Raw genomic sequence first — 16,645 nt, forward strand, 5'->3', positions numbered from 1 at the left:
GGTGCCCTCGTCGGGGCGACCGGCGGCGCTCGGTGGGACGTCGTCAGCTCACGCCGACGATGTCCACCACGAACACGAGGGTGTCCCCGCCCTTGATGCCGGCCTGCGGCACGCCGCGATCGCCGTAGGCGAGGTGCGACGGGATCGACAGCAGCACGCGCGAGCCGACCTGCTGGCCCACGAGGCCCTCGTCCCAGCCCGCGATGACGGCGCCGACACCGATCGGGAAGCTGATCGACGAGCCGCGGTCGAAGGAGTTGTCGAAGACGCCCCCCTGCCACGCCTGCCCCAGGTAGTGCACCTCGATGTCCTGCCCCGCCTCGACGAGCGCGCCGTCGCCGCGGTCGAGCACGACGACCTCGAGCTGCTCCGAGGGGGAGGCGTCCGGGAACGTGAGCGTGGGCTTGGTGCCGGGTGCGCCCGAGACCTCGGGCAGCGCTGCGGCCATGGCGGTTCTCCTTCGGTGGATGACAGTGCCCGACCATCCTGCCCTGCCCGCCAGGGCCCCGCCGCACGGGCCCCGACGCTCAGCGCCCGAGGACCCCCGCGAGCCACCGCAGCTGCGCGTCGAGCTGGAAGCCACCGCCGCCCTCGTGCTCGTTGAACTCGTACACCTCGATGGCCCGCTCCGGGCGCGAGCCCGCGAGCGTGCCGTAGTGGTTGTACGCCGCGAACACGGTGGACGGCGGGCAGATCGGGTCGCGCAGCGCGACCGAGAACAGCGTGGGCGCCGTGGCGCGGCGCGCGAGGTGCACACCGTCGAGGTACGACAGCGTCCGCAGCGCGGCGGCCTTGTGGTCGCGGTGCACCGACAGGTACGTGACGAGCTCGTGGTACGGGTCCGCGTCGGTGACCGCGATGGCCCGCTGGACGTGGCACAGGAACGGCACGTCCGGCATGGCCGCCGCGAGGCCGTCGGCCAGCCCTGCCACCGCGAGCGTCATGCCGCCGCCCTGGCTGCCGCCGGTCACGGTGACGCGCGCCGGGTCGACGCCGGGCAGGGACCGCACGGCCTCGACCGCGCGGACCCCGTCGGTGTAGACCCGCCGGTAGTAGTGCTCGGCGGGGTCGAGGATCCCGCGCGTCAGGAAGCCCGGCGTCTGCGGCCCCGACCCGACGGGGTCCGGCGTGTCGCCGCCGCTGCCCCACCGCGAGCCCTGGCCGCGGGTGTCCATCAGCAGGTGCACGTACCCGGCCGCCGCCCAGGCGAGGCGCTCGTGCGGGCGCCCCCGGCCACCGCCGTAGCCGATGAACTCCACGACGGCGGGCAGCGACGACCCGTCCGTGGCCGACCCCGCGGGCCGCGTGACCCACGCCTTGATCGGGTGCCCGCCGAACCCGGCGAACGTCACGTCCTCGACGTCGACGAGCGTCAGGCCCGCGTCGTACGGCTCGCGACGCACGTCGAGGTCGAACGCGCGCGTCTCCGCGAGCGTCGCCGCCCAGAACTCGTCGAGGTCCGCCGGTTCGTCGAGCTCCGGCAGGTAGCGCTCGAGCTCGGGCAGGGGCAGGTCGAACAGCGCCATCGCGGGTGGTCCTTTGCAGGTGCGGCCCAGGGGTCGGCCGATGCTAACCCGCGCGGCGACGCCTCCCGCAGGACCGGCACGGCCCGCGCATCAGCGCGTCAGGAACCCCAGCAGGTCGTGGCGCGTCAGGACGCCCACGGGCCGCCCGTCGTCGACGACCATGAGCGCGTCCGCCTTCTCGAGCGCGGCGCGGGCCGAGTCGACGGCCTCCCCCGAGCCGATGAGGGGCAGGGGCGCGGACATGTGCGCGTCGACCCGGTCCGCGAGCGACGCGGCGCCGGAGAACACCGCGTCGAGCAGCTCGCGCTCGCTCACGGCGCCGGCGACCTCGCCGATCATGACGGGCGGCTCGGCACCGACGACCGGCATCTGCGAGACGCCGTACTCGCGCAGGATCTCGATGGCGTCGCGGACCGTCTCGGTGGGGTGCGTGTGCACCAGGGCGGGCAGGTCGCCGCCCTTGGTCCGCAGCACGTCGGCGACCGTCGCGCCCTGGCCCCCGGCGAGGAACCCGTACGAGCGCATCCAGGAGTCGTTGAAGATCTTCGACAGGTAGCCGCGTCCGCCGTCGGGCAGGATCACGACGTAGACCGCACGTGCCGCCGCCTCGGGGTCCGTCTCCTGCAGGGCGCGCGCGTGGCGCAGCGTCGCCTCGACCGCCATGCCGCACGAGCCGCCGACCAGCAGGCCCTCCTCGCGCGCCAGGCGTCGGGTCATCGCGAACGAGTCCGCGTCGGAGACCGCGATGATCGCGTCCGGCACCGTCGGGTCGTACGCGGTCGGCCAGAAGTCCTCACCGACGCCCTCGACGAGGTACGGGCGCCCGTCGCCGCCCGAGTACACCGAGCCCGCCGGGTCGGCCCCGACGACGACCACGCGTCCGCCGTCCGCGGCCGGGCGGTCCGCCGACGCGTCGTGCAGGTAGCGCCCCGTGCCCGTGATGGTGCCGCCCGTGCCCACGCCCGTGACGAGGTGCGTGATGCGCCCGTCGGTGTCCGCCCAGATCTCCGGCCCCGTGCTCGCGTAGTGGCTGGCCGGGCCGTTGACGTTGGCGTACTGGTTGGGCTTCCACGCGCCGGGGGTCTCGCGCGTGATGCGGTCCGAGACCGAGTAGTAGGAGTCCGGGTGGTCGGGCGGCACGGCGGTCGGGGTGACGACGACCTCGGCACCGTACGCGCGCAGCACGTCCCGCTTGTCCTGGCTCACCTTGTCCGGGCACACGAAGATGCAGCGGTACCCCTTGCGCTGCGCGACCAGCGCGAGCCCCACGCCGGTGTTGCCGGACGTCGGCTCGACGATCGTGCCGCCGGGCTGCAGCTCGCCCGACGCCTCGGCGGCCTCGATCATCCGCAGGGCGATGCGGTCCTTCACGGACCCGCCGGGGTTGAGGTACTCCACCTTCGCCAGGATCGTGGCGGTCAGGCCGGCGGTGACGGACGTGAGCCGGACGAGCGGGGTGCCGCCGACGAGCTCGGAGATGTGCTGGGCGTACTTCACGCCCCGATCCTCTCATCCGTCCGCGGCCCGGCCCCGGACGCGCGAGAGCCCCGCCGACCCGGGGGTCGACGGGGCTCTCGTCAGACTGCGGTGCTGGTCAGTCGCCGCGCAGGATGGCGAGCAGCCGCAGCAGCTCGAGGTACAGCCAGACCAGCGTGACGATGAGGCCGAAGGCCGCCGCCCACGCGAACTTGGCGGGCACGCCCTGGTCGACGCCGCGCTTGATGGAGTCGAAGTCCATGATGAGGCTCGCCGCGGCGAGCCCCACGGCCACGAGGCCGATCACGATGCCCAGGAAGCCACCACGCAGCGGGCCGTAGCCCCCGCCGCCGACGCCGAACAGCATGAGGCCGAGGTTGACGAGCGAGTACACGAGGTACCCGGCCATGCCGATGAGGACCGCACGCTGGAACTTGGGCGTGACCCGGACCTTGCCCGAGCGGAACAGCACCAGCGAGACGGCGAACACCGACAGCGTGGCGAGCACGGCCTGCCCGACGATGCCGTCGAAGGCCGACTCGTAGAACGCGCTGATGCCGCCGAGGAACACGCCCTGGGCCACCGTGTACAGCGTGATGAGCAGGGGGCTGGGGTTCTTCTTGAACGCGTTGACGAGGCCCAGCACGAGGCCGACGATCGCGCCGACGATCCACAGGCCGGGCGCGACCACCCACGTGGCCGCGGCCACGACGACGAGCAGCGCGAGCAGCCCACCGGTCTTGACGATGACGTCGTCGTAGGTGAGGCGTCCGGTCTCGCGCGTCGTCGCGGGGGGCGCGTCGTACATCTGCTCGAGCGTCGCGGCGTCCGCGACCTGCGCGCCCGGCGTGCCCCACGCGGGGCCCTGGGTGGCGGTCTGCTGACCGCCGCGGCGCTGCTGGCGCGGGTCACCGAAGACGGGACTGTTGTTGAAGACGGGGTTGGTCATGCGGCACCTCTGGGTCGTGGCCGGCCGGGAGATCATGTCGACGTCCTGCACAACGTAGTGGGTGCCCCGGACGTTCCCCACCTTGGGGCCCCCCGTCCGGGCCTGCCCATTGCCTCGTTCTTCCGGATGATCCCGTCCGCGCAGGATCGGTCGCGGGACGGTGCCGCGCGACCTCACGGAGGAATAGCGTCGTCGGCGTGAGCACAGCGACGCGAACCACGACGCGAACCCAGGGGACCTGATGATCGAGGCGCACGGACTGACCAAGAGGTACGGCAGCAAGACCGCGGTCGACGGCATCGACTTCACGGTACGGCCGGGACGCGTGACCGGCTTCCTCGGGCCCAACGGCGCGGGCAAGTCGACGACCATGCGCATGATCGTCGGCCTCGACCACCCGACCGCCGGCACCGTCACGGTGCAGGGCCAGCCCTACGCGAAGCTGCGCTCCCCGCTGACGGAGGTGGGCGCGCTCCTCGAGGCGAAGGCGGTCCACCCCGGACGCTCGGCGCGTCAGCACCTGCGGGCGCTGGCCGCGACGCACGGCATCGGCGACAAGCGCGTCGACCAGGTGATCGAGCTCGCCGGCCTCGGCGCGGTGGCGAAGAAGCGCGTCCAGGGCTTCTCGCTCGGCATGGGTCAGCGCCTGGGCATCGCCGCGGCGCTGCTCGGTGACCCCCACACGCTAATCCTGGACGAGCCCGTCAACGGCCTCGACCCCGAGGGCGTCGCGTGGGTGCGCGGCCTGGCCAAGCACCTCGCGTCCGAGGGGCGCACGATCTTCCTGTCCTCGCACCTGATGACCGAGGTCGCGGTGACGGCCGACGACCTGCTGGTCATCGGCCGCGGCAAGATCGTCGCCCAGGGCCCGGTGGACGAGGTCGTGTCGCGCGCGACCACGACGACGGTGCGCGTCCGCAGCCCGCACGCGAGCGAGCTCGCGGCGGCCCTGTCCGGCCCGCGCGCCACGATCGACGCGCTCGAGCCCGGGCTGCTGGAGGTCCACGGCCCCACCGCGGAGGAGATCGGTGAGCTCGCCGCCGCCTCGAGGTTCGTGCTGCACGAGCTCACGCCGGTCAGCGGCTCCCTCGAGCAGGCGTACATGTCCCTGACGGCCGACTCCGTCGAGTACCACTCCGGCGTCCCGGACGACACCACGTCGAGCCCCACCGCCGCCGCCGGGACGACCGGCCCGACCAGCACGGAGGCGCACCGATGAGCACCGCGACCACACCCCGCACCGCACCGGCACCGGCAGCCGCGCCCAGTACCGCCCGCGTCACCCCGTGGCACCTGCTGCGGTCCGAGTGGATCAAGCTCTGGAGCCTGCGTTCGACGTACTGGACCCTGGCACTGACGATCGCGGTGCTCGTCCTCCTCGCGTGGGCGATGGCGGCGTCGTACGACCTCGCACCCGAGGCCTTCCGCGGCGCGGACGGCGGCGCCGTGCTGATCTACAACCTGCTCGGCCCCGGGCAGGTCTTCGGGCCGCTCGTCCTCATCGTCCTCGCCGCACTCACCGTGACGGGCGAGTACAGCACGGGCCAGGTGCGCTCGACGTTCGCGGCTGCGCCTACCCGGTTGCCCGTGCTGTGGGCGAAGGGGATCGTCGTCGCCCTCGTGACGTTCGCGACCGCCGCCGTCGGCACGGCGCTGTCCCTCCTGCTCGGTGGAGCGGTGGAGCCCGCGCTGCAGGCGAACTGGGCCGACCCGGAGATGCTGCGCGTCGTCCTCGGCACACCCCTCTACATCGCCACGGTCTCCCTGCTCGGCTACGCACTCGGTGCTCTGCTGCGCAACACTGCTGCCGCGATCGCCACCGCGATCGGGCTGGTCCTCGTCCTGCAGATCGTGCTCGGCTTCATCAGCTGGAAGCCGCTCGAGTACGTGCGCCCGTTCCTGCCGGCGAACGCAGGCTCCCTCGTGACGGTGCCGGAGGAGCTCCTGAGCGCGGAAGGGATGGGAGCGTCCGCCGTGGACCTGTCCCCGTGGGGCGGCTACGCGGTGCTCGTCGCGTGGGTCGCCGTCATCCTCGTCGCAGCCGCGGTGCGGCTGCGCACGCGCGACGTCTGAGAGGTCCGCGCGAACCGACGCGGCGCACCACCGTCCTGGAGGGGGACGGCGGTGCGCCGCGTTCGTCGTCCGCGGGTGCCGTCAGGCGGCGACGTGGGGTGACGCCTTCGCGTCCCGACGCGCCTGGCGTCGCGCTGCTCCCCGCTCCCGGCGCCGCTCGACCAGCGTGTAGAGCACCGGCACGAGCACCAGGGTCAGCAGCGTCGAGGTGAACAGGCCGCCGATGACGACGATCGCCAGCGGCTGCGAGATGAACACCCCACCGCCGGTGAGCCCGAACGCCATGGGTACGAGCGCGAAGATCGTCGCCGCGGCCGTCATGAGGATGGGCCGCAGCCGCTTGCGCGACCCCTCGGTGACGGCGTCGTCGATCCCGCGTCCGCGCTCGCGGTACTGGTTGACCAGGTCGACCAGCACGATCGCGTTCGTCACGACGACCCCGATGAGCATCAGCACGCCGATCAGTGCGGGCACGCCCAGCGGCGTCCCGGTGAGCAGCAGGCCGAGCAGGGCGCCGGTCGCCGCGAACGGCACCGACACCATGAGGATCAGCGGCTGCAGCAGCGACCGGAACGTCGCGACCATCACGACGTAGACGATCGCGAGCGCGACGAGCAGCGCGAGCCCGAGGTCCGCGAACGCGTCCTCCTGGTCCGCCGCGACGCCGCCGATCTCGACGCTCGCACCGGCCGGCACGTCGACGTCCTCCAACGCGGTCCGCATCCGCTCCGTGAGCCCACCGAGGTCCTGGTCGGCCGGCGTGGCCGAGATCGTCGCCGCGCGCTTGCCGTCGATGCGGGTCGTCGAGACCGGCACCTCGACCTCCTCGACGCTGGCGACGGACGTCAGCGGGACGATGCCGGTGGCCGTGGGCAGCACGAGCTGCTCGACCTCGGCCACGCTCGCCGGTGCGGGGACCGTCACGACGGTGACGTCCACAGGCCCGGCACCGAGGTCCACCGTGCCGATCGGCTGCGGGCTCATGAGACCGGCGACCGTACCCACGACCGCGGTCTCGGTCAGCCCGGCGGCTGCCGCGGCCTCGCGATCGACCGTGACGCGCACGGTCGGCTGGTCCGCGGACAGGTCGTTGGTGACGTCCGTGGTGCCCTCGACGTCGGCGACGACGTCGCGCACCTGCGCGGCGAGCCGCTCCAGCTCGTCGGGGTCGTCGGCCTGCACCACGACGTCGACGGTCGACGACCCGAACGCGGCGTCGGCGCCCGCCACGACGACGTCGCCGTGCCCGTCGCTGCCCGACAGGTCGGCGACCGCCTCGCGCACGTCGTCGGCGACCGCGGTGTTGTCGGAGTCGTCCGTGAGGGTCAGCGCGAAGGACGCACGCGGTGCGCCCCCGCCGCCGAACACCGCCTCGATGCCGCCGGCAGAGCCGACCGTGGTCTGCACGGTCTGCACACCCTCGACGCCCAGCAGGACCTCCTCGATCTCCTGCGCCGCGGCATCCTGCGCCTCGAGCGAGGTGGCCGGCGGGAACGTCTCGGTGACGGTGAGGGTGTTCTGACCGGCGTCACCCAGGAAGTTGGTCTCCAGGCGCGTGGCCAGGCCGAGCGTCCCGGCGAAGACGACGACGGCCGCGAGCAGCGTGACGACGGGGTGCGCGATCGCGCCGCGCAGCGTGGCCAGGTACGACCGCTGCATCCAGGAACGACGCTCCTTGGCCTCCGCGGCGGCACGCACCTCCTCCGCACCGGCCCCCTCGACCACGTCCGCCTTGACGAACCAGTACGCCAGGACGGGCACGATCGTCAGCGAGACGAGCAGCGAGGCGACCAGCGCGATCGCGGTGGTGAAGGCGAACGGCCGGAACAGCTCGCCGACCATCCCCCCGACCAGGCCGATGGGCACGAACACCGCAGCGGTCGCGATGGTCGAGGCGGTGATCGCGCCCGCCACCTCGCGCACCGCGGTGACGATCGCGTCGCGCTTGCCCTCGCCGTACGACAGGTGCCGCTTGATGTTCTCGATGACGACGATCGAGTCGTCGACGACTCGGCCGATCGCGATGGTCATCGCGCCGAGCGTGAGGATGTTGAGCGAGTACCCGGCGACCTGCAGGCCGATGAACGTCACCAGCAGCGACAGCGGGATCGAGATCGCCGAGACCAGGGTCGAGCGGATCGAGCCCAGGAACAGCAGGATGACGACGACCGCGAACAGCAGGCCGAGGCCGCCCTCGGTGGCCAGGCCCTCGATGGACTCCTCGATGAACGGGGCCTGGTCGAACACCACGGCGATGTCGACGTCGCCACCGAGCTGGTCGCGCAGCTCGTCGACCGCGTCCTGCGCGCCGTGCGACACGTCGACCGTGTTGCCGGCGGGCGTCTTGGTGAGGGAGACGGCCAGGGCCGGCTCGCCGTCCAGCCGCGACAGGCTCGCCGCGGGCACGGGGGCGACGACCACCTCCGCGACGTCACCGAGGGTGACGGCCTGGCCGGTCGCGGAGCCGAGCAGCGGGAGCGCACGCAGGTCGTCCACCGAGGTGATCGGCGAGCCCGCCTGGACGGACAGGGTGAGGTCGCCCTCGTCGACCGTGCCGGTGGGCAGCACGACCCCGTTGTCCTGCAGGATCGTCTGCACCGCCGCCGGCGACAGGCCCGCCGCTGTGAGGGCGGGCAGGTCGAGCGTGATCGTGACTGCCTGCTCGGCCACGCCCGTGACGGCGACGTCGCGCACACCGTCGACCTGCTCCAGGCGCGGCACCACGACGTCCTCGACGACCCGGGCCAGCGCGGCCTGCGGGTCCTCGCCCTCGCGCACGTCGTCGGGGGTCCCGGCGACCGCGAGCTGCACGACGGGCAGGTCGTCGATCGACCCGGTGACGACCATCGGGTCGACGCCCTCGGGCAGCGCCGAGCGGATGCGGTCGACGGCCTGCTGGATGTCCTGGGCCCGCGCGTCGACGTCGACGCCGTAGGTCAGCTCGACCGTCGTCGTCGAGACCGACGTGGAGGACGTGGAGGTCACGGACTCGACGTCCGCGACGGCGGAGACCGCCTGCTCGATGGGTTCGGTGAGCTGCTGCTCGACGAGCTCCGGCGAGGAACCCGGGTCGACCGCGACGACGACCGCCGTGGGGATCTGCAGCGACGGGATGAGCTCCTGCTTGAGGGAACCGAGGCTGAACCAGCCGAAGACCGCGATCGCGACCGTCACGAGCGCGACGACCGAGCGGTTGGCCAGCGAGAGCCGGGCGAGGCGGGACACGGGTTCCTCCGAGGGGCAGGGCGGCGGTCGTGACGGGGCGGGACGGGTCCGCGTCGTCGCGGCGTAGGGCGACAGTACGTGCGGGTCCGGGGCCGGGGCACCCGCCAACCCAACGGATGCCGGGTTCACGGGGGTTCCCGGCCCCGACGTGGGGCTTGTCACTCCCGCGGCCCGGGACGAGGGCCAAGGTTAGGCTCACCTGATGAGCATCACCGGCCGGACCGCCCTGCCCCTCGTGGCCCCGCGACGCCCCGCACCGGTGCTGGGTGAGGTGGTGCGGACGCAGCGCCTCACGCCGCACCTCACGCGCGTCGTCCTCGGCGGCCCGGGACTGCGACCGCTGGCCGACCCGGTCTGCGCCGACTCGTACGTCAAGCTCGGCCTCCTCCCCGACGGCGCGCTCGACGGCTGCCCGCTGACGGACGACGGCCGCGTCGACCTCGCGGCACTGCGCGCCGGTCTCCCCGAGGGCGTCCAGGTGCGCCAGCGCGCGTACACGATCCGCGCGTGGGACCCGGCGACCCGCGAGATGACCCTCGACTTCGTCGTGCACGGCGACGAGGGCCTCGCCGGGCCGTGGGCTGTGGCGGCGTCGCCCGGCGACCGCGTGCTGGTCCACGGGCCCGGCGGCGCGTGGGACCCGAGCCCGGACGTCGACGTGCACCTGCTCGTCGGTGATGCCAGCGCCGTTCCCGCGGTCGCGGTCGGTCTGGAGCGCCTGCCCCGTGACGCCGTCGGCGCCGCGTTCGTCGAGGTTCACGGCCCCGACGACGAGATCGCGCTCGACGCACCCGCCGGCGTCACGGTCACCTGGCTGCACCACGGCGACGCACCCGCCGGGTCGACGCTCCCCGAGGCGGTCCGCGCCTGGCCGTCCCCCGGGGGGCGCATCGGCGCGTTCGTCCACGGCGAGGCCGGTGCGGTCAAGGAGCTGCGGGCGCACCTGCGCACCCACGGGGTCGCGCGCGCCGACCTGTCCATCTCCGGGTACTGGCGCCTCGGCGCCGACGACGAGAGCTGGCGCGCGAGCAAGAGGGCCTGGAACGCGCAGATCGAGGCCGCGGAGGCGGCCGCGGGGCTGGACTGAGAGAGTCACCGGGGAACGTCGAGAAGCTGGTCGCCCACCCGTCATCCAGGTACGGGCGCCACCCGGGCGCCCCGAGGACGGAGACCGCCATGCCCCGCTACCTGCTGATCGTCGACTTCAGGTCCGGCCCGGACCCCACACCCATGGAGGAGTGGGACGAGGCGGACGTGCAGGCGCACCTCGACCACTACGCCCGGCTGAACGACGAGCTGCTGGCGAGCGGCGAGCTCGTCGGTGGCATCGCCCTCGAGGGCCCCGACGTCGCACGGGTGGTCCGATCCGACGGGCGATCGGGCACCACCGTGACCGAAGGCCCGTTCACCGAGTTCTCGGAGTGGCTCGCCGGGTTCCAGGTGGTCGACGTCGTCGACGAGGCACGCGCGGTCGAGATCGCTGCCCGCGTGTCCGCCGTCCCGGGCCGTGGTGGGGTGCCCTGCGAGCAGCCGGTGCAGGTCAGGCGGGTCGTCGACGGCGCGATCGCGGACGCGGCCACGATGCGTGACTGGCTCGGCACGGCCGACGGGCGCTGAACCGGCCGCCCGGGCGGCGCACACCCCAACGGGTGAGTCCCGACGAAAACGGCACGAGGCTCCTCGCCCGCCCGCTAGCGTTCCGGTGCCCACGACGCGAGGGGGACCTGATGCTGCGCTTCCTGCCGGTGATCGTCGAGATCGCCCTGCTGGTGTTCTGCCTGATCGACTGCATCCAGTCCGACTCGGACCGCGTACGCAACCTGTCGAAGGGCTGGTGGCTCGTCCTCATCGTCGTCCTGCCGCTGGTCGGCGGCATCGCGTGGCTCGTCGCAGGACGTCCGCAGACGCCGCGTACGCAGGTCGCGTGGCGCGCGACCGAGACGGCGGGCTTCCCCGAGTACGAGCGCCCGCGCCGCTACGGCGACGACGCTGATGCCGCCGAACGCCGCCGCGCCGAGGAGCGCCGCTCCGACGAGCTCCACGAGCAGATGCTCCGCGAGTGGGAGGCGCAGGTCCGGGCCCGCGAGCAGGCGACGGAGCGCGACCGCCCGGACGCCTGACGTCGGTGCCCCCGCCGGGGTTCGAACCCGGACTGGACCGGGTTTAAGCCGGTTGCCTCTGCCGGTTGGGCTACGGGGGCGCGCCGCCATCCTGCCAGCGCGCACGCAACTGGATCGCACTCTCACGCCCACGGGGGTGACTGGATCGCACTCTCACGCCCACGGGGGGACTGGATTGCACTCTCGCGCCCCAGGGGGAGGGCGGGGGGGGCGGGGGCGGGCGGGGTCCCGCCCGACCTTGCTCGTGAGAGGGCAATCCAGTCACGGCGTGCGACGGCCCCGCGACCCGGGTGGGGGCGCGGGGCCGTCGGCGGGCGGGTCAGGCCTTGTGGGCGTCGCTCGTCGCGGCCGGGGAGTCCTTCTCGGCCTTCTGCGGCGGGAGCGTCGGGGCGGCGGTGGCACCGTCCGTCGGTGCCGTGGCCTGCGTCGTCTGCTCGACCTTGGGCTTGGGCGGCACCGACGCGGCGCGGAACTCGGCGCGCGGGTCGTGCAGGGAGCCGAGGGCGACGACCTCGCGGCGCAGCAGCACCGACCCGGTCCACCCCGCGGCGATGCGCAGCTTGCGGTTGAAGGTCGGCATCGCGAACACGTGGTACGTCCGGTGCAGCACCCACGCGAGGAACCCGCGGACCTTGACGCGACCGAACATCTGCGCCACGCCCTTGTACATGCCGAGCGACGCGACGGCACCGACGTTGCGGTGCTTGTAGATCGTCGGCTCCGCGGAGCGCAGGACGAGCGCGAGGTTGTCGCCGATGTGGTTGCCCTCGCGCAGCGCGTGCTGGGCGTTCGGCGGGCAGGTCGCGCCGGGGTTGTACAGGTCCGGCACGGCGGCGCAGTCGCCCGCGGCCCAGGCGTCGGCGACGACGGTGCCGTCCGCCGCGGTGACCTGCAGGTACTCGTTGCAGATGACGCGGCCCATCTTGTCCAGGGGCAGGTCCGAGTCCTGCAGGACCGGGTTGGCCTTGACCCCTGCCGTCCACACGACCGTCTCGGCGTCGAACTCCGTGCCGTCCGACAGGACGATGTGCCCGTCGACGCACGAGCTCAGGAACGTGGACAGGTAGATCTCGATGTCCCGCTTGCGCAGCTGCTCGAGCGTGTAGCCGCCGAGCTCCTCGCTCACCTCGGGCAGGATGCGGCGGCTGCCCTCGACGAGGACGAACCGCATCTCGTCCGCCTCGATCTGCCCGTACTTGCGCACCGCGTACCGGGCCATGTCCTCGACCTCACCGAGCGCCTCGACACCGGCGAACCCGCCGCCGACGAAGACGAAGGTCAGCATCTTGCGGCGCAGCTCGGGGTCCCACGTGGACGCCGCGACGTCGATGCGGCCCAGCACGTGGTTGCGCAACGCGATGGCCTCCTCGACGTTCTTGAAGCCGATGCCGACGTCGGCGAGGCCGGGGATCGGCAGCGTGCGCGCGACGGATCCCAGGCCGACGACGAGGTGGTCGTACGTCACCCAGTACGCGTCGCCCTCGATGGGGGTGATCTGCACGCGGCGCTGCGCGTGCTCGATCTGCGTCACGTGGCCCTGCAGGACGTCGACGCCCTTGAGCGCGCGGCGGTGCGGCGCGACGACGTTGCGCGGGTCGATCGACCCGGCCGCGGCCTCGGGCAGGAACGGCGCGTAGGTCATGTAGGGGCGCGGGTCGACGACGACGATCGCGGCGTCACGCCTGCCGAGCCGGCGGCGCAGCCGCCGTGCCGAGTACAGGCCGACGGTGCCGCCGCCGAGGACGACGACGCGCGGCACCTTGCGCGGCTTGCCTGCCGGGGCGGGCATGAGCACGCCCGACGGGCGGGCAGCGTCGACGGGGGCGGACGACTGAGGCATACCTCCTACGGTAGACGCGGACACCCTCCGCGACCCCGTCGGGGAGCGGTGATACCGCGCACACCGGGCGCTCCGGAACCGTGAGGTGAAGCGCTCAGGAACCGGCGGACGCGGCCTCGTCGTGGGTGGTCTCGCGCTCGGAGCCCTCCTGCTCGGTGGCCTCCTGCTCGACACGCACCGCCGTGATCCGTCGGCCCTCGACCACCCGCACCCGCAGCCGCGTCACCGCCGGGGCGTCCGCGCCGTCGGGCGTCTCGACGTCGACGTCGACGACGTCGCCGGGCCGTGCCATGCGCCCCAGCCGCGCCAGGACGTAGCCCGCGACCGTCTCGTACGGCCCGTCGGCCAGCACGACGCCGGTGCGGTCCGCGAAGTCCTCGAGCGTGAGTCCGGCGTCGACGTCCGCGTCACCGACGGCCCGGACGGGGACGTGGTCGTACTCGTCGACGATGTCGCCGACCAGCTCCTCCAGCAGGTCCTCGAGCGTGACGATGCCGTCGGTCCCGCCGTACTCGTCGACGACGACGGCGATGTGCGCGCCCGTGCGTCGCATGGTCGACAGCGTCGGCAGCACCGCGTTGGTACCGGGCAGCTGCACGACCGGGCGCACCACGTCGCCGACGGTCGTCGCCGAGACCTCGATGATCGCCTCCACCACGCCCTCGCGGCCGTGGGTGTCCGGGTCGACGTCCGCCTCCCGGACCGCGCGCGCGACGGGCGCCAGCAGGTCCCGCACGTGGACGAACCCCACGATGTCGTCGAAGTCCTCCCCCGTCACCGGGTACCGCGAGTAGGGCAGGGTGCCGACGAGCTGGGCGGCCCGCGCGATCGGCTCGCTCGCCGCCAGGAACGTGACGTCGGTGCGCGGGCGCATGACCTCGACGAGCGAGCGGTCGCCGGCGTCGAAGATGTCGTCGATGAGTCGGCGCTCGTCCTCCGGGAGGTCGGGGTGCGAGCGGACCAGGTCGCGCAGCTCCTCGTCGCTCATCTGGTCGCTCGTCGCGGCGGGGTCGAAGCCCAGCAGCCGCACGACGCCGTTGGTCGACTTCGACAGCAGCCACACGACCGGCGTCATGAGGGCGGCGAACCGGTCGAGGGGCGGGCCGACCCACAGCGACACGCGTGCCGCCTGCTGCATGGCGATGCGCTTGGGCACGAGCTCGCCCAGCACGAGCGACAGGTACGCGATGAGCAGCGTGAGGGTGACGAGCGCGACGCCCTCGGCGGCGCCCTGGGTCATGCCCAGCGAGACGAACACGGGCGCGAGCGCCGACGCGAGCGCCGATGCACCGAAGGCAGCCGAGAAGAACCCGGCGACGGTGACGCCGATCTGCACGGCCGCGAGGAAGCGGTTGGGGTTGCGCGCCACGGCGGCGACGCGCGCACCGCGCGGCCCCTGCTTCTCGAGCTGGCCGAGCTGCGACTCACGCAGCGAGACCAGTGCGAGCTCGGTGCCCGAGAACACGCCACCGACCAGGACGAAGAGCAGGACGAGGCCGATGTCGGCCCAGATGTCGACGGTCACGGGTCCTTCCAGGGTGGTCGAGCGAGGGCTCCCACCCTAGGCGCCGACCTCGTCCACCCGCCCACCGTCCGGGCCGCCCACCGCCAACGCGGGGGAAACCGCTCGAGCGCGGGTGAAACGAGTAGCGCGCTCGAGCGGTGTCCCCCGCCCTCGGCGCTCGTCAGGGAGCGGCCGGTGCGGGTTCGGCGACGGACGGCGCGTCCGCTGGCGGTGTGCCGTCGGACGGGGGCGCTGTGCCGTCGGCCGGGGCCGGTGCGCCGTCGGGGGCCGGTGCGCCGTCGGACGGGGCCGGTGTCTCGGCGGCGGGGGCCGTGGCCGACGGGGTCGGTGCCGGCTTCGCGTCGTCCGCCGCCTTCTGCCAGGGCAGCACGGGAGCAGCCGCCGCGAACGGCCAGGTGGGGGCGCTCAGCCGCTCCCGCAGGTCCGTGTCGGTCAGGTCGAGCGGACCGCCGTCCGGGAACTCGCCGCGGCTGAGGCTGTGCAGCGGGAAGACGTTCCACCGCGTCTCCCGGTTGGGGCCGGGGACCCCCACGTGCAGGAGCGGCTCGTCGGCACCGTCGGGCCAGTACTCCTGCTGGAGCCAGGGGCTGCCGCCGTCGGGCTCGGTGGTCACGGGACGGCCGAGCTGGTCGAAGACCTGCGCCCCTTCGACGGGGTTGCCGTCGGCGTCGTAGACGAACAGGTTGAAGGCCCGCTCACCGTCGACGATCACGCCGTCCTCGGCCGACGTGTCGACCCACACCTGCGACATCGCCAGCTCGTTGCGGTGCGCTCCGGGCAGCGTCAGGACGAGGATCACGGCCGCGAGCGCGAGCACACGGCTGAGCACCTCCAGCACGCGGTCCCAGCGCGGCCCGGCGCGCCACTCGCCGCGCCCCCACTGCGCGCTCGCCACGATCGCCAGGATCATCAGGACCCAGCCGCCGGAGCTCGACGGCACCCAGAACGGGTACGGCTCGGCGCCGATCGTGTTGAGCACCAGGTGCGCGAGCACCCAGCCGCGCAGCACCCACCACGCCGGACGCAGCGCGACGAGCAGGTCCTCGACGCCGGGGAACCAGCGGGTCCCGCGCAGGCGTGCGAGCGTGGTCCGGGCCGCGTCGCGGGTCGCGCGCCACGGCGCCAGCAACGCGGTGCGGAACGCGTTCTCGGCGCGCCCCTGCTGACCGGCCGGGGCCAGCCCCGCGGCAGAGCGCAGCTCGGCTGCGTACGCCTCGGGCGTGCCGAACTCGTCGACGAGCGAGCCGCGGTGGGCGCGTCCGTCGTCGGCCAGCGCGTCGGCCAGGTTGGCCTCGAGCCCGTCGGTGAGGTCGTCCACCTGCTCCTGCCCGAGGTCCGCGAGCGCCGCCCGCACCTGCGCGGCGTACGTCCGGACGTCCTGCGCGATCGTGTCGTCGACGATGCTCATGCCCCACCCTCCGTCCCGAGCAGGCGCTGCATCGTGCCCGCGAACTCGAACCAGTCCTTGCGCTGCGCGCCGAGCATCGCTCGCCCCTGCGCGTTGATGCCGTAGTACTTGCGGTGCGGTCCCTCGTCGCTGGGCACGACGTACGACGTCAGCGCGCCAGACGAGTACAGCCGGCGCAGCGTGCCGTACACGGACGCGTCGCCGACCTCCTCGATGCCGGCGGCGCGCAGGCGTCGCACGACGTCGTAGCCGTAGCCGTCCTCGTCCGCGACGACGGACAGCACGGCCAGGTCCAGCACCCCCTTGAGCAGCTGCGTGGTGTCCATGCGACCTCCCGCGTCGTCGTCGCCCGTCGCACCGCCGGTCCCGGGCTGAGTGGGACCGGCGGGCGCACGTGGCGCGGGGACCCCTCCAGGGCCCGCACGTCGCACAGTACTGTGCAGTCCGCACTACTGTCCACGACACGCCACAGCGCGTGTCCGGCAGCACCGGACCGGGGGGCC

The 16,645-nt window shown here is 73.4% G+C and carries 14 protein-coding genes and 1 tRNA gene; 5 read left to right on the forward strand and 10 right to left on the reverse strand.

Annotation, left to right across the window (positions count from 1 at the left end; genetic code table 11):
* Window positions 1-43: 43 nt before the first annotated feature.
* The 4 genes from IR158_RS14450 to IR158_RS14465 all read right to left on the reverse strand — a co-directional run bounded on the left by IR158_RS14450 (window position 44) and on the right by IR158_RS14465 (window position 3,951).
* Window positions 44-448: an FKBP-type peptidyl-prolyl cis-trans isomerase gene (locus tag IR158_RS14450; protein ID WP_291814118.1), complete on the reverse strand. Its 405-nt coding sequence runs from the start codon at window positions 446-448 to the stop codon at window positions 44-46.
* Window positions 449-527: 79 nt separating this feature from the next.
* Window positions 528-1,526, reverse strand: coding sequence for an acetylxylan esterase (locus tag IR158_RS14455; protein WP_291814119.1), 999 nt, complete (start codon window positions 1,524-1,526; stop codon window positions 528-530).
* 90 nt (window positions 1,527-1,616) lie between these two features.
* Window positions 1,617-3,023, reverse strand: coding sequence for a cystathionine beta-synthase (locus IR158_RS14460; protein WP_291814120.1), 1,407 nt, complete (start codon window positions 3,021-3,023; stop codon window positions 1,617-1,619).
* 97 nt (window positions 3,024-3,120) lie between these two features.
* On the reverse strand, window positions 3,121-3,951 hold the full coding sequence (locus IR158_RS14465; protein WP_291814121.1) for a Bax inhibitor-1/YccA family protein: 831 nt from the start codon (window positions 3,949-3,951) through the stop codon (window positions 3,121-3,123).
* Between the two features lie 241 nt (window positions 3,952-4,192).
* On the opposite strand from IR158_RS14465, the gene IR158_RS14470 reads away from it, so the two are divergent.
* Window positions 4,193-5,170, forward strand: a complete 978-nt coding sequence (locus IR158_RS14470; RefSeq protein WP_291814122.1) for an ABC transporter ATP-binding protein — start codon at window positions 4,193-4,195, stop codon at window positions 5,168-5,170.
* A complete protein-coding gene (locus IR158_RS14475) occupies window positions 5,167-6,024 on the forward strand; it encodes an ABC transporter permease subunit (RefSeq protein ID WP_291814123.1) in 858 nt (285 codons plus the stop codon). The genes IR158_RS14470 and IR158_RS14475 overlap by 4 nt, the downstream gene beginning before the upstream one ends.
* Before the next feature lie 81 nt (window positions 6,025-6,105).
* Here the strand turns inward: IR158_RS14475 and IR158_RS14480 are convergent, their stop codons facing one another.
* Entirely contained in the window at window positions 6,106-9,249 is a 3,144-nt protein-coding gene (locus tag IR158_RS14480; RefSeq protein WP_291814124.1) for an efflux RND transporter permease subunit, read from the reverse strand.
* 202 nt (window positions 9,250-9,451) lie between these two features.
* On the opposite strand from IR158_RS14480, the gene IR158_RS14485 reads away from it, so the two are divergent.
* The 3 genes from IR158_RS14485 (at window position 9,452) to IR158_RS14495 (ending at window position 11,369) form a co-directional block, all read left to right on the forward strand.
* Complete coding sequence (locus tag IR158_RS14485) at window positions 9,452-10,336, forward strand: siderophore-interacting protein (protein WP_291814125.1); 885 nt, start codon at window positions 9,452-9,454, stop codon at window positions 10,334-10,336.
* Window positions 10,337-10,425: 89 nt separating this feature from the next.
* On the forward strand, window positions 10,426-10,866 hold the full coding sequence (locus IR158_RS14490; protein WP_291814126.1) for a YciI family protein: 441 nt from the start codon (window positions 10,426-10,428) through the stop codon (window positions 10,864-10,866).
* Between the two features lie 110 nt (window positions 10,867-10,976).
* A complete protein-coding gene (locus IR158_RS14495) occupies window positions 10,977-11,369 on the forward strand; it encodes a PLDc N-terminal domain-containing protein (RefSeq protein WP_291814127.1) in 393 nt (130 codons plus the stop codon).
* A 6-nt stretch (window positions 11,370-11,375) separates the two neighbouring features.
* Here IR158_RS14495 and IR158_RS14500 read toward each other — a convergent pair.
* From IR158_RS14500 to IR158_RS14520, 5 genes are all read right to left on the reverse strand, one after another.
* Window positions 11,376-11,449: transfer RNA gene (locus IR158_RS14500), tRNA-Leu, on the reverse strand.
* Window positions 11,450-11,688: 239 nt separating this feature from the next.
* Window positions 11,689-13,209, reverse strand: coding sequence for an FAD-dependent oxidoreductase (locus IR158_RS14505; protein ID WP_291814128.1), 1,521 nt, complete (start codon window positions 13,207-13,209; stop codon window positions 11,689-11,691).
* Between the two features lie 94 nt (window positions 13,210-13,303).
* The gene (locus IR158_RS14510; protein ID WP_291814129.1) at window positions 13,304-14,734 is read right to left on the reverse strand and encodes a hemolysin family protein; all 1,431 of its coding nucleotides are present in this window, start codon (window positions 14,732-14,734) and stop codon (window positions 13,304-13,306) included.
* A 160-nt stretch (window positions 14,735-14,894) separates the two neighbouring features.
* On the reverse strand, window positions 14,895-16,142 hold the full coding sequence (locus tag IR158_RS14515; protein ID WP_291814130.1) for a hypothetical protein: 1,248 nt from the start codon (window positions 16,140-16,142) through the stop codon (window positions 14,895-14,897).
* Window positions 16,139-16,468 carry a PadR family transcriptional regulator gene (locus tag IR158_RS14520; protein WP_291814131.1) on the reverse strand — a complete coding sequence of 110 codons (330 nt, stop codon included), beginning with the start codon at window positions 16,466-16,468 and terminating at the stop codon, window positions 16,139-16,141. The genes IR158_RS14515 and IR158_RS14520 overlap by 4 nt, the downstream gene beginning before the upstream one ends.
* Between the last annotated feature and the right edge of the window lie 177 nt (window positions 16,469-16,645).

Source organism: Cellulomonas sp., from assembly GCF_015234515.1.
Lineage (GTDB): Bacteria > Actinomycetota > Actinomycetes > Actinomycetales > Cellulomonadaceae > Cellulomonas.